Origin of the sequence: Microbispora sp. NPDC088329 (assembly GCF_040685655.1) — a bacterium.
Taxonomy (GTDB): Bacteria; Actinomycetota; Actinomycetes; order Streptosporangiales; family Streptosporangiaceae; genus Microbispora.
The window spans coordinates 102,365-123,766 of record NZ_JBFBIP010000015.1 but is presented as its reverse complement, the minus strand read 5'-3'; the positions used below and the strand labels follow the sequence as shown (position 1 = coordinate 123,766).

24 protein-coding genes and 1 pseudogene are annotated in these 21,402 nt (G+C 70.8%); 13 read left to right on the top strand and 12 right to left on the bottom strand.

The genetic code is table 11. The features are described from left to right. Position 1: 1 nt before the first annotated feature. From atpD to AB0O28_RS25930, 3 genes are all read left to right on the top strand, one after another. Positions 2-1,429: a F0F1 ATP synthase subunit beta gene (atpD, locus tag AB0O28_RS25940; protein ID WP_363644392.1), complete on the top strand. Its 1,428-nt coding sequence runs from the start codon at positions 2-4 to the stop codon at positions 1,427-1,429. Positions 1,430-1,499: 70 nt separating this feature from the next. Beyond that, the gene (locus AB0O28_RS25935; RefSeq protein WP_363644390.1) at positions 1,500-1,901 is read left to right on the top strand and encodes a F0F1 ATP synthase subunit epsilon; all 402 of its coding nucleotides are present in this window, start codon (positions 1,500-1,502) and stop codon (positions 1,899-1,901) included. A 19-nt stretch (positions 1,902-1,920) separates the two neighbouring features. Continuing rightward, on the top strand, positions 1,921-2,319 hold the full coding sequence (locus tag AB0O28_RS25930; protein WP_193206729.1) for a DUF2550 domain-containing protein: 399 nt from the start codon (positions 1,921-1,923) through the stop codon (positions 2,317-2,319). Positions 2,320-2,526: 207 nt separating this feature from the next. Here the strand turns inward: AB0O28_RS25930 and AB0O28_RS25925 are convergent, their stop codons facing one another. Further along, the gene (locus tag AB0O28_RS25925) at positions 2,527-3,117 is read right to left on the bottom strand and encodes a cob(I)yrinic acid a,c-diamide adenosyltransferase (protein ID WP_363644388.1); all 591 of its coding nucleotides are present in this window, start codon (positions 3,115-3,117) and stop codon (positions 2,527-2,529) included. A gap of 108 nt (positions 3,118-3,225) precedes the next feature. On the opposite strand from AB0O28_RS25925, the gene AB0O28_RS25920 reads away from it, so the two are divergent. Genes AB0O28_RS25920 through AB0O28_RS25905 form a run of 4 tightly spaced genes read left to right on the top strand, consistent with a single transcriptional unit; the run spans position 3,226 to position 7,122 of the window. Further along, positions 3,226-4,104: an ATP-binding cassette domain-containing protein gene (locus AB0O28_RS25920; protein ID WP_363644386.1), complete on the top strand. Its 879-nt coding sequence runs from the start codon at positions 3,226-3,228 to the stop codon at positions 4,102-4,104. Positions 4,105-4,109: 5 nt separating this feature from the next. Next, positions 4,110-5,207 carry an ABC transporter permease gene (locus tag AB0O28_RS25915; RefSeq protein WP_363644576.1) on the top strand — a complete coding sequence of 366 codons (1,098 nt, stop codon included), beginning with the start codon at positions 4,110-4,112 and terminating at the stop codon, positions 5,205-5,207. A 44-nt stretch (positions 5,208-5,251) separates the two neighbouring features. Next, positions 5,252-6,532: a histidine kinase gene (locus AB0O28_RS25910; protein ID WP_363644384.1), complete on the top strand. Its 1,281-nt coding sequence runs from the start codon at positions 5,252-5,254 to the stop codon at positions 6,530-6,532. After that, a complete protein-coding gene (locus AB0O28_RS25905; RefSeq protein WP_363644382.1) occupies positions 6,529-7,122 on the top strand; it encodes a response regulator transcription factor in 594 nt (197 codons plus the stop codon). Before AB0O28_RS25910 ends, AB0O28_RS25905 begins: the two co-directional genes overlap by 4 nt. Before the next feature lie 39 nt (positions 7,123-7,161). On the opposite strand, the gene AB0O28_RS25900 is transcribed toward AB0O28_RS25905, so the two are convergent. From AB0O28_RS25900 to nucS, 6 genes are all read right to left on the bottom strand, one after another. Then, the gene (locus tag AB0O28_RS25900) at positions 7,162-7,743 is read right to left on the bottom strand and encodes a TetR/AcrR family transcriptional regulator (RefSeq protein WP_363644380.1); all 582 of its coding nucleotides are present in this window, start codon (positions 7,741-7,743) and stop codon (positions 7,162-7,164) included. A 211-nt stretch (positions 7,744-7,954) separates the two neighbouring features. Continuing rightward, positions 7,955-8,572 (bottom strand): response regulator transcription factor, encoded by a 618-nt coding sequence (locus AB0O28_RS25895; protein WP_363644379.1) that lies wholly within the window; start codon positions 8,570-8,572, stop codon positions 7,955-7,957. A gap of 4 nt (positions 8,573-8,576) precedes the next feature. Then, positions 8,577-9,911, bottom strand: a complete 1,335-nt coding sequence (locus tag AB0O28_RS25890) for a sensor histidine kinase (protein WP_363644377.1) — start codon at positions 9,909-9,911, stop codon at positions 8,577-8,579. Further along, positions 9,908-10,750, bottom strand: coding sequence for an ABC transporter permease (locus tag AB0O28_RS25885; RefSeq protein ID WP_363644375.1), 843 nt, complete (start codon positions 10,748-10,750; stop codon positions 9,908-9,910). The genes AB0O28_RS25890 and AB0O28_RS25885 overlap by 4 nt, the downstream gene beginning before the upstream one ends. Before the next feature lie 143 nt (positions 10,751-10,893). Continuing rightward, positions 10,894-11,718 (bottom strand): ABC transporter ATP-binding protein, encoded by an 825-nt coding sequence (locus AB0O28_RS25880; protein WP_363644373.1) that lies wholly within the window; start codon positions 11,716-11,718, stop codon positions 10,894-10,896. Positions 11,719-11,830: 112 nt separating this feature from the next. Beyond that, the gene (gene nucS, locus AB0O28_RS25875) at positions 11,831-12,505 is read right to left on the bottom strand and encodes an endonuclease NucS (RefSeq protein WP_363644371.1); all 675 of its coding nucleotides are present in this window, start codon (positions 12,503-12,505) and stop codon (positions 11,831-11,833) included. 309 nt (positions 12,506-12,814) lie between these two features. On the opposite strand from nucS, the gene AB0O28_RS25870 reads away from it, so the two are divergent. From AB0O28_RS25870 to AB0O28_RS25860, 3 genes are all read left to right on the top strand, one after another. Continuing rightward, the gene (locus AB0O28_RS25870) at positions 12,815-13,132 is read left to right on the top strand and encodes an ATP/GTP-binding protein (RefSeq protein ID WP_363644369.1); all 318 of its coding nucleotides are present in this window, start codon (positions 12,815-12,817) and stop codon (positions 13,130-13,132) included. Between the two features lie 20 nt (positions 13,133-13,152). After that, on the top strand, positions 13,153-13,884 hold the full coding sequence (locus tag AB0O28_RS25865; protein WP_363644367.1) for an alpha/beta hydrolase: 732 nt from the start codon (positions 13,153-13,155) through the stop codon (positions 13,882-13,884). Positions 13,885-14,007: 123 nt separating this feature from the next. Beyond that, positions 14,008-14,778: an alpha/beta fold hydrolase gene (locus AB0O28_RS25860; RefSeq protein WP_363644365.1), complete on the top strand. Its 771-nt coding sequence runs from the start codon at positions 14,008-14,010 to the stop codon at positions 14,776-14,778. A 21-nt stretch (positions 14,779-14,799) separates the two neighbouring features. Here AB0O28_RS25860 and AB0O28_RS25855 read toward each other — a convergent pair whose 3' ends face one another. Next, on the bottom strand, positions 14,800-15,024 hold the full coding sequence (locus AB0O28_RS25855) for a helix-turn-helix domain-containing protein (protein ID WP_363644363.1): 225 nt from the start codon (positions 15,022-15,024) through the stop codon (positions 14,800-14,802). A 55-nt stretch (positions 15,025-15,079) separates the two neighbouring features. After that, positions 15,080-15,127, bottom strand: a pseudogene (locus AB0O28_RS25850) (hypothetical protein); the annotation flags it as partial. 191 nt (positions 15,128-15,318) lie between these two features. Here AB0O28_RS25850 and AB0O28_RS25845 point away from each other — a divergent pair. Continuing rightward, the gene (locus AB0O28_RS25845) at positions 15,319-16,014 is read left to right on the top strand and encodes an SDR family NAD(P)-dependent oxidoreductase (protein WP_363644361.1); all 696 of its coding nucleotides are present in this window, start codon (positions 15,319-15,321) and stop codon (positions 16,012-16,014) included. A gap of 212 nt (positions 16,015-16,226) precedes the next feature. On the opposite strand, the gene AB0O28_RS25840 is transcribed toward AB0O28_RS25845, so the two are convergent. Then, entirely contained in the window at positions 16,227-17,528 is a 1,302-nt protein-coding gene (locus AB0O28_RS25840; RefSeq protein WP_363644359.1) for a DivIVA domain-containing protein, read from the bottom strand. Positions 17,529-17,708: 180 nt separating this feature from the next. Continuing rightward, positions 17,709-18,131, bottom strand: a complete 423-nt coding sequence (gene mce / locus AB0O28_RS25835; protein ID WP_363644357.1) for a methylmalonyl-CoA epimerase — start codon at positions 18,129-18,131, stop codon at positions 17,709-17,711. Between the two features lie 106 nt (positions 18,132-18,237). Between mce and AB0O28_RS25830 the strand changes: the two genes are divergently transcribed. Further along, positions 18,238-19,431: an acetyl-CoA C-acetyltransferase gene (locus tag AB0O28_RS25830; RefSeq protein ID WP_363644355.1), complete on the top strand. Its 1,194-nt coding sequence runs from the start codon at positions 18,238-18,240 to the stop codon at positions 19,429-19,431. 12 nt (positions 19,432-19,443) lie between these two features. Further along, a complete protein-coding gene (gene meaB, locus AB0O28_RS25825) occupies positions 19,444-20,448 on the top strand; it encodes a methylmalonyl Co-A mutase-associated GTPase MeaB (protein WP_363644353.1) in 1,005 nt (334 codons plus the stop codon). A 98-nt stretch (positions 20,449-20,546) separates the two neighbouring features. Here the strand turns inward: meaB and AB0O28_RS25820 are convergent, their stop codons facing one another. Beyond that, on the bottom strand, positions 20,547-21,269 hold the full coding sequence (locus tag AB0O28_RS25820) for a DUF4230 domain-containing protein (RefSeq protein ID WP_363644351.1): 723 nt from the start codon (positions 21,267-21,269) through the stop codon (positions 20,547-20,549). Positions 21,270-21,402: the final 133 nt, after the last annotated feature.

The window sequence follows — 21,402 nt, the reverse complement described above, 5'->3', positions numbered from 1 at the left end:
AATGACCGCACAGACTGTTGAGACCACCGTGGGCCGTGTCGCCCGCGTCACCGGTCCGGTCGTCGACGTGGAGTTCCCCGTCGAGGCCATGCCGGACATCTACAACGCGCTCACCGTCGACGTCGAGCTCGGCGGCGAGGCCAAGACGCTGACCCTCGAGGTCGCCCAGCACCTCGGCGACAACATCGTCCGGGCCATCTCCATGCAGCCCACCGACGGCTTGGTTCGCGGCGCGGCCGTCACCGACACCGGCGCCGCCATCTCGGTGCCGGTCGGCGACGCCGTCAAGGGCCACGTGTGGAACGCCCTGGGCGAGCCGCTCGACGCCGACAAGGCGACGCTGCAGGTCACCGAGCGGTGGCCGATCCACCGTCCGGCCCCGGCGTTCGACCAGCTCGAGGCCCGTACGGAGATGCTGCCCACCGGCATCAAGGTCATCGACCTGCTCACGCCGTACGTCAAGGGCGGCAAGATCGGTCTGTTCGGCGGCGCGGGCGTCGGCAAGACCGTTCTGATCCAGGAGATGATCCGCCGCGTCGCGCTGAAGTTCTCGGGCACCTCGGTGTTCGCGGGCGTCGGCGAGCGCACCCGTGAGGGCAACGACCTCTGGCTGGAGATGGAGGAGGCGGACGTCCTCAAGGACACCGCCCTCGTCTTCGGCCAGATGGACGAGCCCCCGGGCACCCGTCTGCGGGTGGCGCTGTCCGCTCTGACCATGGCGGAGTACTTCCGCGACGTGCAGAAGCAGGACGTGCTGCTGTTCATCGACAACATCTTCCGCTTCACCCAGGCGGGTTCCGAGGTGTCCACGCTGCTCGGCCGTATGCCGTCCGCCGTGGGTTACCAGCCGACCCTCGCCGACGAGATGGGCGTGCTCCAGGAGCGCATCACCTCCACCCGCGGTCACTCGATCACCTCCATGCAGGCGATCTACGTGCCCGCGGACGACATCACCGACCCGGCCCCGCACAACGCGTTCGCGCACCTCGACGCGCAGACCGTTCTGTCCCGGCCGATCTCGGAGAAGGGCATCTACCCCGCGGTGGACCCGCTCGACTCCTCCTCGCGGATCCTCGACCCGCAGATCATCGGTGAGGAGCACTACGCGGTCGCCCAGGAGACCAAGCGGATCCTGCAGAAGTACAAGGAACTGCAGGACATCATCGCCATCCTGGGCATCGACGAGCTCTCCGAAGAGGACAAGGTCACCGTTCAGCGGGCGCGCCGCATCGAGCGGTTCCTGTCCCACCCGATGTACGCCGCCGAGGCGTTCACCGGCCAGCCGGGTGAGTTCGTGCCGCTGGACGAGACCATCGCCTCGTTCAAGGGCCTGTGCGCCGGCGAGTACGACCACCTGCCCGAGCAGGCCTTCTTCATGGTCGGCGGCATCGAGCAGGCCATCGCCAAGGCGAAGGAACTCGAGCGCTAGGACGCCTTCGACGCCTGTACGGCACGGCATCGGCCGGCCGTACAGGCGTCCGTCGAAAGGGAGCTGTGAAGTGGCAAAGCTTCGCGTGGGCGTCGTGTCGCCGGAACGTGAGATCTGGACGGGCGACGCCGACATGGTGATTGCCAAGACCGTGGACGGCGAGATCGGTATTATGCCGAACCACGCTCCCGTTCTCGGTGTCCTCGTCGAGGGCGGGGTGCTGCGCGTCAAGCGCGGCGACGAAGGCGACCTCGTGGCCGCGGTGCACGGCGGATTCATCTCCGTCGCCGACAACGACGTGTCGATTCTGGCGGAGGCGGCCGAGCTCGGCTCCGAGGTCGACGTCGCGCGGGCGAAGGACGCGCTGCAGCGTGCGCAGGCCTCGATCGAGGCCGACCAGGAGGACGCGGACGCACGACTGCAGGCCAAGCGTGCGGCGGCCCGGCTGCGGGCGGCCGGCGAAGAGGTCTGACAACAGGAGGAGGGCGGCATTGGCGGCGCTTGGGATACTCGCGGGCGTCTTCGCCGTGGCCGCACTCCTCGTCATCCGGGGCTTCGTCCTGGCACGGGCCCGGGGCACGATCGTCTGCCGGGTACGGGACGGCCAGGGGGGCTGGAAGAGCGGGGTCGCCCGCTACGTAGGGGGAGAGCTCCACTGGATTCCGTTCCTGGGACTCGGTCTGAGGCCGCGCCACGCGATCGCGAGGCGCGGCCTCACCGTTTCCAGCCGGAGGATGCTCGACACGGGTGAGGGGCCCGCCGGCTACTGGACCGTCGTCTGCTCGGCCGAGCGCGGCCCGCTGTCCCTGGCGATGAGCGAGGATGCCCTCACCGGCTTCCTCGCCTGGCTCGAGTCCGCCCCGCCCAGCGCCCACCTCGACGCCGCGTAAATTGCCGCGCCTCCGGCGCGGCGCTCGGGGCGCCCACCTCGACGCCGCGTAAATTGCCGCGCCTCCGGCGCGGCGCTCGGGGCGCTCACACCCGCCGGGTCGTGCCCGGAGGCGCGCGCACAGGACAGTCCTCGTCGCCGCTTGGTCGCTTCGCTCCCACGCGGCTCCTCAGTCCAGATCGGCGGCGCGCCCCTCGGGGTGACTGTGCTAGCGGGTGGCGCCGGGCCTCCAGAGGATCTCGTCGCCGGCGGAGGCCACTCGGCAGAGGATGAACATCAGGTCGGACAGGCGGTTCAGATACTTGGCCGTCAGAGGGTTCACGTCGTCGTGCGCCTCCAGCGCCGCCCAGGCCGACCGCTCGGCCCGCCGTACGACTGTGCGGGCGAGGTGGAGGAAGGCCGTGGCCGGAGCGCCGCCGGGCAGGATGAAGCTCCGCAACGGCTTCAGCTCCGCGTTGAACCGGTCGCACTGCTCCTCCAGCCAGGCGATGTACGGCTCCTCGACCCGCAGCGGCGGAAATTCCGATTGCTCCACGACCGGGGTGCACAGGTCGGCGCCGACGTCGAACAACTCGTTCTGCACCCTGCTGAGGACGGCCGCGACCTCCTCGGACAGGCCGCCCGTGGCGAGGGCGATCCCGATGGCGGCGTTGGCCTCCTCCACGTCGGCGTACGCCGTGAGCCTCGGGTCGGTCTTGCGGGTGCGGCTCATGTCCCCCAGGGCGGTCGTGCCGTCGTCACCGGTCTTGGTGTAGATCTTCGAGAGCACCACCGGCGTGTCGTTGTCAGCTCGCGTCATGGCAGTCAGCGTAGCCACCGTCCATCCGGCACCAGTTGACAGATGTCATCTGGAAGCCCTGATACCGGTGTCTACTGGCCGGGTGCGGACCGGCGGGATGATCGGCGCATGTTGGAGATATCTCATCTGCGCAAGACGTTCGGCGGGGTGAAACGGGCACTCGACGGGGTGAGCTTCACCGTCGGCCAGGGCGAGATGTTCGGGTTCGTCGGCGCGAACGGCGCGGGCAAGACCACGACGATGCGGATCGTGATGGGAGTCCTGCAGGCGGACGAGGGGGAGGTCCGCTGGAAGGGCGGCCCGCTGGGCTTCGCCGAGCGGCGGCGCTTCGGCTACATGCCGGAGGAACGCGGCCTTTACCAGAAGATGAAGGTGGCCGACCAGATCGGCTACTTCGGACGGCTGCACGGGCTTTCCCCGGAGGCGGCACGCAGCGCGGCCGACGAGCTGATCGAGCGGCTCGGGCTCACCGAGCGCGCCGGCGACGCGGTCGAGGCGCTGTCGCTCGGCAACCAGCAGCGGGTGCAGCTCGCGGTGGCTCTGGTCCACGACCCCGACGTGCTCATCCTGGACGAGCCGTTCTCCGGGCTCGATCCGCTGGCCGTCGACGCCCTGGCGGAGGTGCTGCAGGAGCGCGCCCGCGGGGGTGTGCCGGTGATCTTCTCCAGTCACCAGCTCGACCTGGTCGAGCGGCTCTGCGACTCGGTGGGGATCGTCTCGGCCGGCCGCATGGTCGCCTCCGGCACCGCCGACGAGCTGCGGGCCGCGGCCGGGGGGCGGCTGCGGGTCGTGGTGGCCGACGCGAAGCCCGGCTGGGCGGCCGGGCTGCCCGGCGAGCTGAGCGTGGAGAACGGCAGGGACGTGCTGATCGTCGGCGAAGGGGACGACCAGCGGATTCTGCGGGCCGCCGTCGAGGCGGGACGAGTCGAGCACTTCGGCGTCGAGCGTCCGACGCTGACCGAGATCTTCAGGGAGGCCGTGGCGTGAACGGCATGCTGTTGGTGGCCGGGCGTGAGATCCGGACCCAGGTGCGGACCAAGGGGTTCCTCGTCGGGCTCGTCGTCACGGTCGTGCTGATCGTCGGGATCACGCTCGCGCCCAAGCTGCTCGGCGGGCCCGACTCGTACACGATCGGCCTGGTGTCCAGCCAGAAGCTGGACGTTCCGGACGGCGGTGACATCGAGATCGAGTGGCGGAGCTACTCCGACGAGGCTGCGGCCAGGCGGGCCGTGCTCGACGAGGACGTGGACGCCGCGCTGGTCGGGAACACCAGGGTGCTGTCCGACGGGAAGATCGACGACCAGCTCGGGCTGATCCTGCAGTCGGCCCACCGGGAGGCGCAGATCCAGTCGGCGGGGGTGCGGACCACGCCGCTGAGCATGGAGTCGATCGGCGGGGACACGCGCTATGACGAGACGCGCTCCCAATTGGCGTTCATGCTGGTGCTCATCCTGTTCATGCTGGTCGTCGGGACGCCCATGATGGTCGCCATGGGCGTGGTGGAGGAGAAGGGCAGCCGGATCGTCGAGATCCTGCTCACGTCGGTGCGGCCCTGGCAGCTGCTCGGCGGCAAGGTCCTCGGCCTCGGCGTGGTCGGTCTGATCAATCTGGCCGTCGTCCTGGTCGCGGGGCTGGGCGCTGCCTTCGCCTCGGGCCTGGCGGTCGACTTCCCGCCGGGGATGGCCGGCATCGTGGCCGGGATCGTCGTGTGGTTCGTGCTCGGCTACGCGTTCTTCGCCGCGGTCGCCGCCGCGCTGGCCTCGCTCATCTCCCGGCAGGAAGAGGTCGGCAACGTGCTGACGCCGATGACCATGACGATGTTCGCGTCGTACGCCGTCGCGTTCTACGCGGCCAAGGAACCCACGAGCCTGGTGGCCACCATCGTGTCGTACGTCCCGCCGTTCTCGTCGATGGTGATGCCGGTGAGGGCCACCGCGGCCGAGATCCCCGTCTGGGAGGTTCTGGTGTCGGGCGTTCTGATGGCCGTGGCGGTCGCGGGGACGGTGGTCTTCGCCGCCCGGGTCTACGAGCGCGCCGTGCTCCGCACAGGGGCCAGAGTGCGGCTGAGCGAGGTTGTCCGGTCCCGGTAGTCCGGCACTCGATAAAATCGGCGAATCCCCGGAAGATGGGCGACATGGTGGACGACGGCCTGAGGCGGGCGCGCAGAAACGTCAAGTTGATGCTCTACGCGACCCTCGCCATCTTCGCGTTCATCGCCGTCATCTACACGCTGGCCGGGCTCGCCGAAGGCACGAGAGGGTGGGTCCGGGCAGCGTTCGCGTGCGCCGGGCTGGTGGTCTTCAGCTGGCTCTACGTCCGCATCGTCAACGCGGTCCTCGATCACCGCTACGCCCGTAGGGACGTGGTGATGAGCGGCGCCGTCGCCCTGGCCGTCGCGCTGGTGGACGGCGTGAGGGGCATGGGGTGGCTACTCCTGCCGCTCGTGTGGCTCTCGGTCGCCGCGCTCGGGGTGCGGCGCAGAACCGCGTTCGCGCTTGCAGCGGGCACGGCCGCGGTCCTTTCACTGCTGGCCGTGACGGCGGTGCTGGCCGGGAGCGAGCCGCTGATGCCCGTGGACACCACGGCGATCGACGACGCCACCAGGACCGGCATGATCGTCGGGATGGTCGTCGCCGTGGTTCTGAACTGCGGTCTCTTCCCCTGGGCCAACCGGCTGTGGGTGTGGATCTGGCGGCTCGCCGAGGAGGCGCACGCCGGCCGGGAGGCCCGGGCACGGCTGGCGGTCGCGGAGGAACGCCTGCGCTTCGCCCGGGACCTGCACGACCTGGTCGGGCACCAGCTCTCGGCCATCGCCGTGAAGAGCGAGCTCGCCGTACGGCTGAGCGCCGTGGACGCGACCGCGGCGGGGGAGGAGATGAGCTCCGTGCGGGGCCTGGCCCGTACGGCGCTGCGCGAGCTGCGCGAGGCCGTCAGCGGCTACCGCAGGCCCGATCTCACGGCGGAGCTTGGCGCGGTGCGCGGGGCGCTGGAGGCCGGCGGAGTGGGCTGCCATCTCCATCTGCCCTACCGCGAGGTGCCGGACGACGTCGCTCCGGTGTTCGCCTGGGTGGTTCGCGAAGCGGCCACGAACGTGCTGCGGCACAGCTCGGCCACCCGGTGCGACATTCTCGTCCGGCATTCCGAGAAGGAGGCGGTGCTGGAGGTGCGCAACGACGGGGTCGCGCAGGACGCTCCCGGCGTGGGGAAGGGGGGCAACGGGCTGACCGGGCTGACCGAGCGCATGGCGGAGATCGGTGGGACGCTGACCGCGCGTCCCACCGGATCGGGGGAGTTCACGCTGCGCGCGGTCGCCCCGCTGCCCGTCACCCGAGCCCGCGGGGAAGCGCCGCCCGCCGCATCCGCGGATGCCGCCCAGTCAGCCGAGGCCGAGGGGCAGATCGAGGTGAGAGCGTGATCCGCGTCCTGCTCGCCGACGACGAGCGGCTGATCCGGGTGGCGATCGCGACGCTCCTCGGGCTCGAGCCGGACATCGAGGTCGTGGCCCAGGTGGGGCGTGGAGACGAGGTCGCCGAGGCCGTGCGGGAGCACGATCCGGACGTGATCGTGCTGGATGTCGAGATGCCGGGCATGGACGGGCTTTCGGTGGCGGAGAGCCTGCCGGGCCGGGCCATGCTGATCCTGACCAGTTTCGCCCGCCCCGGATATCTGCGGCGTGCCCTCGCGGCCGGGGTGCGTGGTTTCATCCCCAAGGACGCACCGGCCGAGGAACTCGCCGCGGCGATCAGGAAGGTGCACGCCGGGAGCCGGTACCTCGACCCGGAGCTGGCTGGGGCGGCCATGACGGCCGGAGAGTGCCCGCTCACCCAGCGGGAACGTGACGCTCTCGCGCTGGCGGCCGAGGGCGCTTCGATCGCCCGGATCGCCGCGGCGCTGCACCTGACCGAGGGAACCGTACGCAACTACCTGTCCAACGCGATCACCAAGCTGGGCGCGGGGAACCGGATCACGGCGATCCGGACCGCCCGGGAGATGGGCTGGATCTGAAGCCCCGGCGCGCTCTCCGGACGTCGGTGCCCGGCGTCCTCAGGGTGTGAACGTGCGGCGGAAGATGTGCACCGACGTCTCGATGAGCTGCTCGGTGGGCGGCGCGGGGTCGGCCAGCACCCACTCGATGAGTAACTCGGTGATCGCCCCGATGAGGCCGAGCGCCAGCAGATGGATGTCGATCGACGGCGGGCGGGAGACGTCCTGCACCGAACTTTCGATGATTTTGGTGAATCCGGCCACCGCCTGCTGCCTGGCTCCGCTGAGAACGTTGCCCGCCCGGCGCACCTCGAGATGCATCACTCGGGCACGCCGTACGTCCTTCGTGACGAAGCGGACGTACTCGCCGATGCCGGCCACGATTCGGTCGTCGAGCGTCGGTCCCGCCCTGTCGATGGCCTCCGCCACGGCGGTCAGGGTTTCCTCGATGCAACGCTCGTAGACGGCCCGCATCAGGTCTTCCCGGCTGGAGAAGCACTCATAGAAGGCGCGGTTGGAGATGCGTGCGGTCGCGCACAGCCGTTCGATGGTGGTGGCGTGGAAGCCGGGTTGGGCGAACAAGGTGTAAGCCGCCGTCACCAGTCGTTCTCTTCTGTCGGCCAGCCTTTCGGCAGCCGACATCCCCCGATAGTCCCGTCCCGCCACTTTTCACCTCACGAGTCATGGTCCCCCCAGAACTCACATTATGAGCGCAAGATCCTTTTTGTGGAAGTGTCGATGAATAAGGGCCTCCCGGCTATGCCAAAGATGCCGAATTGCTTGACATTGCTGTCAAGGGGTCAGCAGTCTTACCGAACGGGACACACATCTTTCGCTGCAATTGCATCGGCAATTACAGCAAGCCTCGGGCAAGCGCGGTCGTGACCGCGGCGGTGCGGTCGGAGACGCCGAGTTTCGAAAAGACCCGCAGCAGATGCGTCTTCACCGTGGTCTCGCTGATGAACAGCTCCCGGCCTATCTCGGCGTTGGTCAGCCCCCGCGCGACCAGCGCCAGCACCTCGGTCTCGCGCCGCGACAGCGACTCGGCCACGGGTGCCCGCATCCGCGTCACCAGCCGGGTCGCCACAGACGGCGACAACACCGTCTCGCCCCGCGCCGCCGCGGCGATCGCGGTCAGCAGGTCGGCCCGGGAGGTGTCCTTCAGCAGGTATCCGGTGGCCCCGGCCTCGACCGCGCGCACGATGTCCTGGTCGGTCTCGTAGGTGGTCAGCACGATCACCCGGCTCTCCGGCCGGTCCGTCAGGATGCGGGCGGTCGCGCTCACCCCGTCGCCGCCCGGCATCCGCAGGTCCATCAGGATCACGTCGGGGGTGAGATCCCGGGCCCGTACGACCGCCTCGTCGCCCGATGCGGCCTCGCCCACCACGGTGATCCCCGGGTCGGACTCCAGCATCCCGCGCAGCCCTTCCCGCACCACCGGGTGGTCGTCGACGATCATCAGGCGCAGCATCGGATCACACTCCGGAATCGGTGGGGCGGGCGTCGGCCGTCTTCGCGGCAGGGGTCGTACGGGTGGCTGCTTCCATGGCGGCTGTTTCCGCCGTGACCGGCTCCACGGCCACGGCGGCGCCGGCCGCACCGATGGGCACGGAGACCTCCAGGAGGGTGCCCGCGCCGGGCGCGCTCGTCACCGTGACGGATCCACCGGCCTGCTCGACGCGGCCGCGCATCCCGCGCAGGCCGTACCCGCCGGTGGCCGAGGCGTCGAAGCCGCGCCCGTCGTCGCGGACCTCCAGGGCGACCGACTCCGGCCGGTAGGCCACCGTGACCTCCGCCCGGCCCGCCTCCGCGTGCCTGCGTACGTTGGACAGGGCCTCCTGTGTCGCCCGGAGCAGCACGACCTCCACCGGGCGGGGCAGCGGGCGCGGCTCGCCGGTGACGGAGAATCGCGTCTCGACCCCGGTCTCCTCACCGAGCCGATCGGTCAGCCGGTGCAGCGCCTCGTCCAGGCTCGGGCCGTCGAGAGGGGCGGGGCTGAGCACGCTGATGAACGCCCGGGCCTCGGCCAGGTTCTCCCGAGCGGTCCGTACGGCCAGCGCCACGTGGCGGGACGGGTCCGGCTGCGCCTCGGCCGCCTGGAGCAGCATGATGATGCTGGTGAACCCTTGAGCCAGGGTGTCGTGGATCTCGCCGGCCAGGCGCTCCCGCTCGGCCATGGCACCATGCTCGGCCGAGAGCCGGGCCACCTCGGCCCGCTGGGCCTCCAGCTCCTGAATGAGCGCGGCTCGTTCCTTGCTCTGCTCCATGATCCGCTCCATCCAGGCACCGAAAATCGCGGAAAAGAGGATTACAAGGGTGATGACGGACAGGAAGTTGAACGAGGTCCGCTGGTCTCCCTCAGCCAGGTAGTGCATGGCCACAGGCAGATTCAGCACGATCAGGGCGACGATCGCCCAGCGTGCTCGCAGCACCATGAAGCACTGCGCGCAGAGCCCGAAGAGCGCTACCGACGCCGACGGCTCGATGAGCACCGCCGGGGTGAAAAAGGCGATGAGCAGGACGAGATAGACGACGCCCCGGCGCCGGTGGCCGTTCCTGATCGCGGGCCGGCCGAACACCACGTAGAGCAGGGGGATCGCCGTCATCGACGCGGGGGCGACGACCCGCTGCCACGTGGGGAGATCCTCCATGGCGATGAACACGGCCGGAATCAGGGTCGAGGCGGCGAGCAGTATCTCCCAGCCGAGCAGCCGGTGCCAGACGTGCGGCCCGGCCGGATCCGCGCTCTGCCGGGTGAACAGGCGCATCGGCCGCGCGAACCCGCGCGGCCAATCCGCCGTGTCGCTCATCCGTCGCGCCGCCCCTTCCAGCGGAAGGTCGTCAGGCACAGCAGCAGCCCTCCAATGAGCCACGCGCCCAGGACGAGGGCGACCCGGCCGAGTTCGTACGATTTCGCGAGCTCCAGTGTGGCACCGGCGTCACCCAGGAAGACGGACCGAAAACCCTGGCACATCCACTTGAGCGGGAAGAACGAGGCGATCCGCGCCAGCGTGTCGGGAAGCTGGTTGAGCGGGATGAACACCCCCGAGATGAACTGCAGCACCACGAACGGCATCGTGATCACCGCGGCCGCGCTTTTGCCCGATCGGGGCAGGCTGCTGACCGCGACGCCGAGCAGCGACGACCCCAGCACTCCGAGCACGAACACCCAGGCGAAGGTCAGCCAGCTCGACGCGGCGGAGGGCAGCGTCAGATCGAACATCGCCACCCCGATGGCCAGCAGGATGGCCACCTGGAGGAAGGACACGAACAGCGTGTTCAGCGCCTTGCCGATGAAGTACGCCGCGGGCGGCATGGGCGTCCCGGCCAGCCGCTTGAGCGTCCCGTCCTCCCGGTCCATCGCGATGCCGATGCCGAGGTTCTGGAAACCCGTCATGGTGGCCGAGCCGATCAGGCCGGCCACGTAGAGCTGGGAGACGCTCAGGCCGGTTCCCTCCACCTGGTCGGAGAAAATCGACCCGAAGATCACCAGCAGGATGATCGGGAACGAGAAGGTGAACAGGACCGCGTCCTTCTCCCGGAAGAACATCCTGGTCTCCAGGGCCGCTCGGGACAGCCCCACGCGGAGGGTGGAGGGCATTGCGGCGGGGGCGGCCGTCGCGGCCGGCGGTGCGGCGATTTCGGTCATGGCAGTCAGCAGTCCTCGCTGAGGGGGGTGGAGCCGGCAGGTGCGGGCTTCGCGCCGGCAAGAAGGGTCCGCTTCACACGGAAGTACGCATGCCTCGGGGAGACGGCAGGAGTCGGGGCGGGAGGTCGTGCCCGGGGGAGGGCTCAGTCCTCGATCAGGCGGAGGTAGATGTCTTCCAGGGATGGCCGGGTCACGGCCAGCTCGGGGATCTCGCCGTCGAACCGGCGGCTCAGCTCCAGCACGGTCTTGGTCGGGGTGTCGGTCTCCACAGAACCGCCCGCCCAGCGGACCGTGGCTTTGGCGGTGGTCCGCCCGCCCAGGGTCGCGGGCGTGCCCTCGGCGACGATCCGGCCGCGGGCCACCACCGCCACCCGATTGGCCAGCGCCTCGGCCTCGTCCAGATAGTGAGTGGTCAGCACGATCGTGGTGCCCGCGTGGGCCAGGTTCTGGATCAGACCCCAGAACTGGCGGCGCGCCTCCGGGTCGAACCCGGTGGTCGGCTCGTCCAGGAAGAGCAGCTCCGGGTTGCCGATCACACCCAGCGCCACGTCCACGCGGCGCCGCTGGCCGCCGGACAGCTGCCGGATCCGCTTGCCGGCCTTCTCGGTCAGGCCGACCCGCTCGATAACCTCGTCGGGGTCGGCCGGGTTGGGGTAGTAACCGGCGAAGTGCCGGATCGTCTCCCGCACCGTCGCCTCGGCCACGTCGTTGGCCGTCTGGAGCACCACGCCGAGCCGGGACCGCCACTCGCGGGTCGGCCTGCCCGGGTCGACGCCCAGCACGCTCACCTCACCGGAGTCCCGCCGCCGGTGGCCCTCCAGAATCTCCACCGTGGTGGACTTCCCGGCTCCGTTCGGCCCGAGGATCGCGAACACCTCGCCCGTGTCGATGTCGAGGTCGACGCCCCCGACGGCCTGCACGTCGCCGTAGCGCTTGGTCAGGCCGCGCACTTTCACCGCTGTCGTCATGGATCAAGATTCGCGTCCGTACGGCTCGCGCGGCACCAACGGCCGGTGGACTTGGTTGTCCTCCGAACGGTGGACAACCGGAGGACAACGGGACGGGCGCCGTACGCCCGGCCTAGAACAGCGTGGGGTTCTCGGGCTCGATGCCGCGCAGGGCGTCGTAGTCGAGCGTCACGCACTCGATGCCCCGGTCGGCGGCGAGCACGCGCGCCTGCGGCTTGATCTCCTGGGCGGCGAAGATCCCCTTGACGGGGGCCAGGCGCGGGTCACGGTTGAGCAGTTCGAGATAGCGGGTGAGCTGCTCCACGCCGTCGATGTCGCCGCGCCGCTTGATCTCCACGGCGACCGTGCCGCCGACGTGGTCGCGGCACAGGATGTCCACCGGGCCGATGGCGGTCATGTACTCCCTGCGCACCAGCGTCCAGCCGTCCCCGAGCGTGGTGATGTGCTCGGCGAGCAGTTCCTGCAGGTGCGCCTCGACGCCGTCCTTGCGCAGCCCCGGGTCGACCCCCAGCTCGTGGCTGGAGTCGTGCAGGATCTCCTCGATCGTCAGCACGAGCTTCTCGCCGGTCTTGCCGTGCACGACCGACCAGGTGAGCACGCCGTCGATCGTCTCCTCACGGACCTTGCAGGGCGGGTTCATCCAGTTCAGAGGTTTGTACGCCCGGTCGTCGGCATGAATGGAGACCGAGCCGTCCGCCTTCATCAGGATGAGCCGGGGGGCCATGGGGAGATGGGCGGTGAGCCGACCCACGTAATCCACGCTGCACCGCGCGATGACCAGCCGCATGTGCGCCAACCCTACCGGGGATACGGATGTCCGGAGGCCTTCTGGGACACTGACCGGCATGACGCGGACGTCCGGCCCGGCAGGAGTCGCCCGGCCCGGCGCGATGAACGCGCGGATGCGAAGGCCGTCGTTCCCGGCCAGACCGTCGCGCGTGAGCGGGTGTGCGGGCCGGAGAGGCCCCGTTCGCCCCGGCTCCGCGTGGTGGCCTCGGTCGAACGCATCCGTGCGTACGCCGCCTCAGCGGTGCTGGAAGAATGGGCTGTCATCTCCCGTTCTGCCTGACATGAACCCCCCGGAAGGATGTCCGCCGTGAGTCCCCGCCGTGCCCGCCGCCGCGGCCCCTTCGAACGCCCGGACGGCAGTGCCGTACGGCCGGTGGGTCCCAGCGTGGCCGGAGTGGACCGGGTCGAGACCGCGCACGACGGCGACTGGGTGGTCCGCAACGTCTCCGGCGCCGCCCAGGGCAAGGCGTACCGCTGCCCCGGATGCGAGCAGGAGATCAGGCCCGGGCTTCCGCATGTGGTGAGTTGGCCGGCGTGGTCCGGGGGAGAGGACGAGCGGCGGCACTGGCACACCGCGTGCTGGCGCAACCGGGCCAACCGGGGTCCGGGCCGCAGCCGTTACTGACACGAGCTTTCGGAGTGGGAATGGACATCAGGGCGTCCACGGTGCTGCCTGCCCGGCGCGAGGACATCGAGCTGCGAACGGCCGACGGGCTGACCCTCGTCGGCGAATTGGCGTTGCCAGTGAGCCCGGAGGGCGGCTCGTCGACGCAGAGCCGGCCGCCGGTGGCGACGCTGGTCTGCCTGCACCCCTTGCCCACCCACGGCGGAATGATGGACAGCCACGTGCTGCGGAAGGCGTCCTACCGGCTGCCCGCGCTCGCCGACGTCGCCGTGCTGCGTTTCAACACCCGGGGCACGACCTCCGATCGGGGCACGTCTCAGGGATCCTTCGACGGCGGCGAGGGGGAGCGGTGGGACGTCGCCGCCGCTCTGGAGTACGCCGACTTCCACGACCTGCCGAATCCCTGGTTGCTCGGCTGGTCGTTCGGCACGGAGCTGGCCCTGAAGTGGGGCCGCGACCCGATCGTGCGGGGCGCCATCCTGCTGTCGCCGCCGCTCAAGAGGGCGAGCGAGAAGGACCTCGCCGCCTGGGGCGAGTTCGGGCGCCCTCTGGTGGCCCTGGTGCCGGAGCACGACGACTACCTGCGCCCCGAGGAGGCCGTACGCCGGTTCACGGCGGCGCCGCAGGCGGAGGTCGTCGGCGTGGAGGGGGCCAAGCACCTGTGGGTCGGCGAGCCGTACGTGCGAATCGTGCTGAACGAGATCGTCGCGCGCGTGAATCCCGCCGCCGCGCCGCTCCCGACCACGGTCTGAGCGTGACGGAGGGATCCGGCGGAGCCGTGGTCGGCACGGTCTGGGCGTGACGGACGAACGTGGCGGGGTCGCGAATCGGTGACGATGGACGGCGGCGGGCGCGCGGCGCGTTACCGTGACCTGATGCAGCTCTACTCGCGATCCGCCGGGAGCGGCCTGCCAGTCGTCCTGCTCCACGCGTTTCCCCTGTCCTCCGCGATGTGGCTCGCCCAGCGCGAGGGACTCGCGCCCGTCTGCCGGGTGATCACGCCGGATCTGCGCGGCTTCGGCGGCACGGTGCTCGGCGACGACGAGCCCTCGATCGACCTCATGGCCGACGACGTGGCGCACCTGCTCGACCAGGAGGGCGTCGACCGTGCGGTGATCGGCGGCCTGTCCATGGGCGGCTACGTGGCGATGGCGCTGTGCCGCCGCCATCCGGACCGCGTACGCGGCCTGATCCTCGCCGACACCAAGGCCCAGGCCGACCCCGAGCCGGCCCGGGCGAACAGGGAGCGGATCGCCGCCGCGGTCCTGGAGAGCGGCACGGGCATCCTGGTGACCGAGTCGCTGCCCCCGATGGTCGGCGCGACCACCAAGGAACGCAGGGCGATGGTGCTCGGGCGCGTACGCGGGCTCGTCCAGGCGGCGCCGCCCGCGGCCGTCGCGTGGGCCCAGCGGGCGATGGCCGGGCGGCCCGACGCGTTCGGCACATTGCGGTCCCTGACCGTGCCCGCGCTGGTGGTGGTGGGCGACGAGGACGAGCTGTCCCCGCTGCCGGACGCCCGGGCGATGGTGGAGGCCATCCCGGAGGCGCGGCTCGCCGTCATCGAGAAGGCGGGCCATCTGTCCGCCATCGAGCAGCCCGAGGAGTTCAACCGGGTCGTCGCGAAGTTCGTCACGTCCCTGGTCTGAGAGGGCGGCAGGCACCCGCGTTCACGGAGTGTCACCGGCCTCGCGGGCGGCCAGGTCGTAGCGGCGCCGGTGTTCGCCGATTTCGTCCAGGTGCTCGATGACCCAGGCGCCCAGGGTCAGGGCGGGCTCGATCATGGTCGCGCCGAGCGCGGTGAGCTCGTACTCGACCTTGGGTGGCACGGTCGCGTGGACGGCGCGGCTGACCAGGCCGTCGCGTTCCAGCTGCCGCAGGGTCACGGTGAGCATGCGCTGGGGAGATTCCCGGCACCTCGCGCTGCAGTTCGCCGAAGCGGAGCCTGCGGTTCCTGAGCCGGCCGACGACCAGCAGGCTCCACTTGTTGCCGATCATGCCGAAGACCTGGAGCACGCTCCGGCATGTCACGGCGTCGCCGGTCGCGGTCAATGGTTACCTCCGTGTGCGCCGCTTACAGAAACGTGCCGTCTTGCCCCTGGTGGGTGTCGTTGCCGACCATGGGGCCGTACGAAAAGTAACCGACGGCATCCGGCCGGGTCGCCATGGTTTGTGCGAAAGGACGCGCTGTGAGCAAGACCATCGCGATCGTGGGCGCCGGGCCGGGACTCGGCCTGGCCGTCGCCCGGGCGTTCGGCGCCCGGGGTTTCCGGGCCGCGCTCGTGGCCAGAGACGCCGACCGGCTGCGGTCGCACGCCGCCGAGCCGGCAGCCCGGGGAATCACGGCGGCGGGGTTTCCCGCCGACGTCAGGGACCGCACCGCCCTCGTGGCGGCGCTCGGAAGGGTGCGGGAGGAGTACGGGCCGATCGACGTGCTCGAATACGGCCCGGGTCCGCAGGGGGCGCCGATCACTGCGGCCGTGGACACCACGGCCGAGTCGGCCGGCGCGCAGTTCGAGCTGAACGTCCTCGGCGCGATCACCGCCGTGCGGGCGGTTCTGCCGGACATGACCGAGCGAGGCGAGGGGACGATCCTGGTGACCACCGGAGTGTCCTCGATCGTCCCGGTGCCCGTTCTGGGCGACGTGGGCCTGGCCATGGCCGGGCTGCGCAACTGGGCGCTCGCGCTGGCGCCACAGCTCGCCCCGCGCGGGGTGCACGTCGCGGCGGTCACCATCGCCACGCGGCTCGTCGCGGGAGAGGGCGAGGGGGATCCGGACCGGGTCGCCGCGCGCTACGTGCGGCTGCACGACTCGCGTGACCGCCACGAGGAGATCGTCGGCGACGTGGAGGCGTTCCGGCAGACGGCGGCCCGGCTGACGTAGGGAGCGGCCGGCGCACGCGTCGGCATGCGGCGTACGTCCATGCGAGGCGGCGGGCACGGCACAAGACGGGCGGAGGCCGATCGCCGGTCCGGCCGCAGGGACGGTCGACGGCTCGACGGAGCCGCGGGCGTGCGGACACGGAAGCGGGGCCCGGCGCTCAGCGCCGGGCCCCGCTCACATAGCCGTCGCGAACTCCCCGAATGTGCCGGTGGCTACTCCTGCCACCACTCCGCGTCGTCGTCGGTCTTGGTGGAGCTGATCGGCTCGACGGCCGGTGTGGCGGTCACGGCCGGCTTCTCCACGACCGGCGGAGCCGACAGAGCCGGCTTCGCCGGGGCCGCGGTGACGGGCGCCGGCTCCGCGTCCATGCCCGGCAGCGGGGCGCCGCCGAGCAGCTGACGGAGCTGCGCGAGGTGGCTGGTGATGCTGTCGCGCTGGCGGGTGAGCTCGTCGACCTGGCGCTGCATCGCCGTACGGGTGCGCTCGGCCTCGCTCTTGGCCTCGGTCACGATCGTGTCGGCGCTGGCCTTGGCGTCGGAAACGAGCTGGTCGGCGTTCTTGCGGGCGTTGGCCAGCAGTTGCTTGGCGTGGGTGTCGGCCTCGCGCCGGGTCTGCTCGGCCTGCTGCGTGGCCTTGGCGGCCCGCTGCTCGGCGGTGGCGGCGCGCTGCTCGGCCTCGGCCACCAGCTTCTGGGTGTTGGCCTGGGCGGTGGCGTGGCGCTCGGCCTCCTGGCGCTCGGCGTCCTCCCGGCGGGCGGCGAGCTGGATCTCGAACTCCGCCTCGTCCTGGGCGCGCTTGGCCTCCGACTCCTCCAGGATCCGCTGCGCCTGGGCCCGCATCTCGTCGGCCTGACGCTTGGCCGTGGTGAGCACCTCGTCGCGCTCGCGCTTGGTCGAGGCCCGCAGCTGGGCGACCTCACGCTCGGTCGTGGTTCGCAGCTTGGCGATCTCGCGCTCGGCGTCCGCCCGCTTCTCCGCGACCTCGTGGTCGGCGGTGGCGCGGATCTTGGCGACCTCGCGCTCGGTGGTGGCGGTCAGCTCGTCGGCCTCGCGCCTCGCCGTCGACCGGATCTCCTCGGCGTCGCGCTCGGCGGTGCTGCGCATCTCCTCGGCCTCGCGCGCGGCCAGCGCCCGCTTCTCGGCCGCCTCGTTCTCCGCGGCCGCCCGCAGGTCGGCGGCGTCCACCTTGGCGGCGGCGCGGATCTCGTTCGCCTCCGACCTGGCCGCCTGGACGAGCTCGGTAGCCTGCTCCTCCGCCAGCCTGAGCAACTGCTCGATGCGGGCGCCGAGACCTGAATACGTCGGCCGCTCCTGCTCCTGCAGCTGGCGCTGAGAGTCGGACAGCTCCCGCTGGAGGGCGCTGACCTGTTCCTTGGCCTGACGCAGTTCGGTGTCGAGAGTCTTCAGGTGGTCGTGGACCTGGTGCCGGTCATAACCCCGGAGCACCACGTCGAATTCGCGAGATGGGGCGTCCTCGAAGAAGTTGTTGAGCTGGGCGTCGATGTCGGACTGCATGAGGCTCGATCCTGGTTGTCGAGACGGCTACAGGGGCCGGACGGGGGGTCGTTCCGAGGCGAGGAAGCCGGTGTGGCGTCCACGTCCGGTGGTACGCCAGCGTACTCCGGTACTGCCGCCTTGGAGGCCCCCTCCGACTTTCTGCGCGACTTGTTACGTATGAACGTTTCTTGCGTTTGCCTAGCGCCTGGACGTCTCGACGAGCTCGGTGAGAACCCCTCCCACGTCCTTGGGATGCAGGAACGCGATCGAGGCTCCCATCGACCCGTGCCTGGGCCGCTCGTCGATCAGGCGCACGCCCTTCGCCCCGATCTCCTCCAGGGCCTTGGTGACGTCCGCCACGCCGTACCCGATATGATGCACGCCCTCGCCCCGCTTGGCGAGGAACCTGCCCACCGCGGTGTCGGGGTGCAGCGGTTCGAGGAGCTGGACGTACGACGCGCCCCGGTCGCCGTCGGCCACGTGCAGCATGGCCTCGCGGACGCCCTGCTCCTCGTTCACCTCCCGGCTGACGACGGTCAGACCGAAGACGGACTCGTAGAACTCGATCTTCTCTTCCAGGTCGTGACAGGCCACGCCAACGTGGTCGATCCGCAGCAGCATCGCCGGTTCCCTTCGCCGTTCCCGTCGTCGCCGCCCGCGTCCGGGCGGCCGTACTACTCCTGGGTATGGTGACACCGTCGCCCCGATCTCGTAGTGGAGGGTCCCAATGTCTGGTTCCGTCATCGTCGCCGGAGCACGCACACCGATCGGACGGCTCCTCGGCTCGCTCTCGAACCTGTCCGCCGTCGATCTGGGCGGTATCGCGATCAAGGCCGCACTGGAGCGGGCGGGCGTGTCCCCCGGCCAGGTCGAGTACGTGATCATGGGGCAGGTGCTCCAGGCCGGGGCCGGTCAGATTCCCTCGCGTCAGGCGGCGGTGAAGGCCGGCATCCCCATGACCGTGCCCTCCCTCACCATCAACAAGGTCTGCCTGTCGGGCCTCGACGCGATCGCGCTGGCCGACCAGCTCATCCGCGCGGGCGAGTTCGACGTCGTCGTCGCGGGGGGCATGGAATCGATGACCAACGCGCCGCACCTGCTGCCCGGCCTGCGCAAGGGCGTGAAGTACGGCAGCGCCGGGATCCTGGACGCGATGGCCCACGACGGGCTCACCGACGCGTTCGACCAGATCGCGATGGGGGAGTCGACCGAGCGCCACAACGCCAGGCTCGGCCTGACCCGGGAGGAGCAGGACGGCTTCTCGGCGCGGTCGCACCAGCGCGCCGCCGAGGCGACGGAGAAGGGCCTGTTCGACGACGAGATCGTCCCGGTGCCGCTGCCGCAGCGCAAAGGAGAACCGGTCCTGTTCTCCGCCGACGAGGGCATCCGCAAGGACACCACGGTCGAGGCCCTGGCGAAGCTGCGCCCGGCGTTCACCGAGGACGGCACCATCACGGCCGGGTCGGCCTCGCAGATCTCCGACGGCGCCGTCGCCGTGGTTGTGATGTCGCGCGCCAAAGCCGAGGAGCTGGGCCTCGAATGGCTGGCCGAGATCGGCGCCCACGGCAATGTGGCCGGGCCCGACAACTCGCTCCAGTCCCAGCCCGCCAACGCGATCAAGCAGGCGCTGGGCAAGCAGGGGCTGACCGTCGGCGATCTCGACCTGCTGGAGATCAACGAGGCGTTCGCCCAGGTCGTGCTGCAGTCGGCGAAGGAGCTGGGCGTCCCGCTCGACAAGGTCAACGTCAACGGCGGCGGCATCGCGCTCGGCCATCCGATCGGCGCCTCCGGCGCTCGGATCGTGCTGACCCTGGCCCACGAGCTGAAGAGGCGCGGCGGCGGCCTCGGCGCGGCCGGCCTGTGCGGCGGCGGCGGCCAGGGCGACGCGCTGATCATCCGGGTGCCCGCGCCCGGCGCCTGAGCGGAGCAGCACGTGGACGTCCGTGAGCTTGTCGGCCAGGCGCGGCTGGGACGGCCGCGCGCCGTGGCACGGCTGATCTCGCTCGTCGAGAACGCTGTCGAGCACGCCGTGGAGAACGCCGTGGAGGACCGCGGCGGGCCCGCGGGGGCAAACCAGACGAGCCGGGCGCTGCGCGAGGCGATGGCGGAGCTCGCCACCGGCGCCGCCCGGCCGTACAGCGCAAGGATCATCGGCCTGACCGGCTCTCCCGGCGTCGGCAAGTCGACCTCGACCGGCATGCTCATCCGGGCGTTCCGCAGGCGCGGCAGCAGGGTTGGGGTGCTGGCGGTCGATCCGTCCAGCCCGTTCACCGGCGGCGCACTGCTCGGCGACCGCGTACGCATGCAGGACCACGCGACCGACCCCGAGGTCTTCATCCGCAGCATGTCGAGCCGGGGCCATTTGGGCGGGCTCGCATGGGCCACGCCGCAGGCGCTGCGCGTGCTGGAGGCCGCCGGATGCGACGTGATCCTCGTCGAGACGGTCGGTGTGGGGCAGGCCGAGGTGGACATCGCCCGTCTGGCCGACACGACCGTCGTCATCCTCGCCCCGGGCATGGGCGACGGCGTGCAGGCCGCCAAGGCGGGCATCCTCGAGGTCGCCGACGTCCTGGTGGTGAACAAGGCCGACCGCGACGGCGTCCAGGCGACCGTGCGGGAGCTGCGGAACATGACGGGCCTCGTCGAGACGCCGTGGCGGCCCCCGATCGTCACGACCGTCGCCTCCAAGGGCGAGGGCGCCGACGACCTGCTGGCCGCGCTGGACAAGCACCAGGCCTACCTGGAGGAGTCCGGCGAGGCCCGCAGGCGGCGGCTGGCCCGGGCCCGCGACGAGATCGAGGCCGTCGCGCTGGCCCAGCTGCGGTCGCGCTTCGCCGTGCTCCACGGCGACCGCCTCGACACGCTCGCCGAGCGGCTGCTCGCCGCGGAGACCGATCCCTACGCCGCCGCCGACGACCTCATCGCCGCGCTGCGCTGACGTGCCGGGCCGAGCTGCCAAGCCCGAGCTGCCGGCCCGAGCGCGATCCCGTACGGCTCTCGCATCCGGGCGGCCGACGGGTCAGGGCGGCGACGGCGTCAGGGCTCCCCGGCGTACTTGACCGTGATCTTCGTGAAGCCGAGGGACTTCAGCATGCCCTCCAGCATCGCCTTGGCGTTCTGGTCGGCCCGGGAGCGCAGGTCACTGGCGGCGGCCGCGTCGGCGATCTTGCGCTCGGCCAGCACATAGAGCTCCTGCTGGTTCTGCGGCGACGACGACAGGAAGTCGGAGATCCGGTCGAAGATGCCCCGCTCCTGGGCGAAGACGTACGACCGCTTGCTGTCGAGGTTGGGCTTCTCCAGCTCGGCGTGCGGCAGCCGCACCGTCACGGCCGTGCGGTCGGGGGAGACCGTGAAGGCGTCCTTGGGCAGCGCGGAGAAGTCCACATAGGCGTCGACGTTCCCGGCTCCCACGAAGAGCGTGCGGGAGCCCTTGATCGCGTCGGGCACGAACTTCGCGTCCTTCTCCAGGTCGACGATGACCTGGAAGTTGCCGGTCGCGGCCTCGAAGCGGCTGAGGTTCTGCACCGACCTGAGCAGCGCGGGGCCGCTGCGGTCGATGGTCTGCTCGCCCAGCGGGTTGAGCCAGGACCAGGTCAGCCGGGCGCCGACCACGAGCAGCAGGACCACGAACAGCAGGCCGGCGAGCACCCGCCAGCCACGCCGGGAGCGGCGTGCGGGGGCCCCGGCGCTCGCCGGGGCGTCGGTGGCGGCGGCGTCGGTGGCGGCCGGCGTGAACGAGGGACGGGTCTGACGGTCCACGGGGGGAATCTTCCCGGTATTCCCGCGATCTCACGCCCGGCAAGATCATGTCTGTCTCCGGGCCGTGCTTCGGCCCTCCCAAACCCGTCTTTTCGTCCCATCCGCACGCCGCTCGCGCTTCGCCGCACCACTT

Coding starts and splice junctions, on each gene's coding strand:
- AB0O28_RS25900 (WP_363644380.1), bottom strand. CDS start 7,743: ATGTCGGCTGCCGAAAGGCTGGCCGACAGAAGAGAACGACTGGTGACG.
- AB0O28_RS25910 (WP_363644384.1), top strand. CDS start 5,252: ATGGTGGACGACGGCCTGAGGCGGGCGCGCAGAAACGTCAAGTTGATG.
- AB0O28_RS25860 (WP_363644365.1), top strand. CDS start 14,008: ATGCAGCTCTACTCGCGATCCGCCGGGAGCGGCCTGCCAGTCGTCCTG.
- AB0O28_RS25890 (WP_363644377.1), bottom strand. CDS start 9,911: ATGAGCGACACGGCGGATTGGCCGCGCGGGTTCGCGCGGCCGATGCGC.
- AB0O28_RS25865 (WP_363644367.1), top strand. CDS start 13,153: ATGGACATCAGGGCGTCCACGGTGCTGCCTGCCCGGCGCGAGGACATC.
- AB0O28_RS25925 (WP_363644388.1), bottom strand. CDS start 3,117: ATGACGCGAGCTGACAACGACACGCCGGTGGTGCTCTCGAAGATCTAC.
- AB0O28_RS25885 (WP_363644375.1), bottom strand. CDS start 10,750: ATGACCGAAATCGCCGCACCGCCGGCCGCGACGGCCGCCCCCGCCGCA.
- AB0O28_RS25830 (WP_363644355.1), top strand. CDS start 18,238: ATGTCTGGTTCCGTCATCGTCGCCGGAGCACGCACACCGATCGGACGG.
- atpD (WP_363644392.1), top strand. CDS start 2: ATGACCGCACAGACTGTTGAGACCACCGTGGGCCGTGTCGCCCGCGTC.
- AB0O28_RS25840 (WP_363644359.1), bottom strand. CDS start 17,528: ATGCAGTCCGACATCGACGCCCAGCTCAACAACTTCTTCGAGGACGCC.
- nucS (WP_363644371.1), bottom strand. CDS start 12,505: ATGCGGCTGGTCATCGCGCGGTGCAGCGTGGATTACGTGGGTCGGCTC.
- mce (WP_363644357.1), bottom strand. CDS start 18,131: ATGCTGCTGCGGATCGACCACGTTGGCGTGGCCTGTCACGACCTGGAA.
- AB0O28_RS25855 (WP_363644363.1), bottom strand. CDS start 15,024: ATGCTCACCGTGACCCTGCGGCAGCTGGAACGCGACGGCCTGGTCAGC.
- AB0O28_RS25880 (WP_363644373.1), bottom strand. CDS start 11,718: ATGACGACAGCGGTGAAAGTGCGCGGCCTGACCAAGCGCTACGGCGAC.
- AB0O28_RS25895 (WP_363644379.1), bottom strand. CDS start 8,572: ATGCTGCGCCTGATGATCGTCGACGACCACCCGGTGGTGCGGGAAGGG.
- AB0O28_RS25920 (WP_363644386.1), top strand. CDS start 3,226: ATGTTGGAGATATCTCATCTGCGCAAGACGTTCGGCGGGGTGAAACGG.
- AB0O28_RS25915 (WP_363644576.1), top strand. CDS start 4,110: ATGCTGTTGGTGGCCGGGCGTGAGATCCGGACCCAGGTGCGGACCAAG.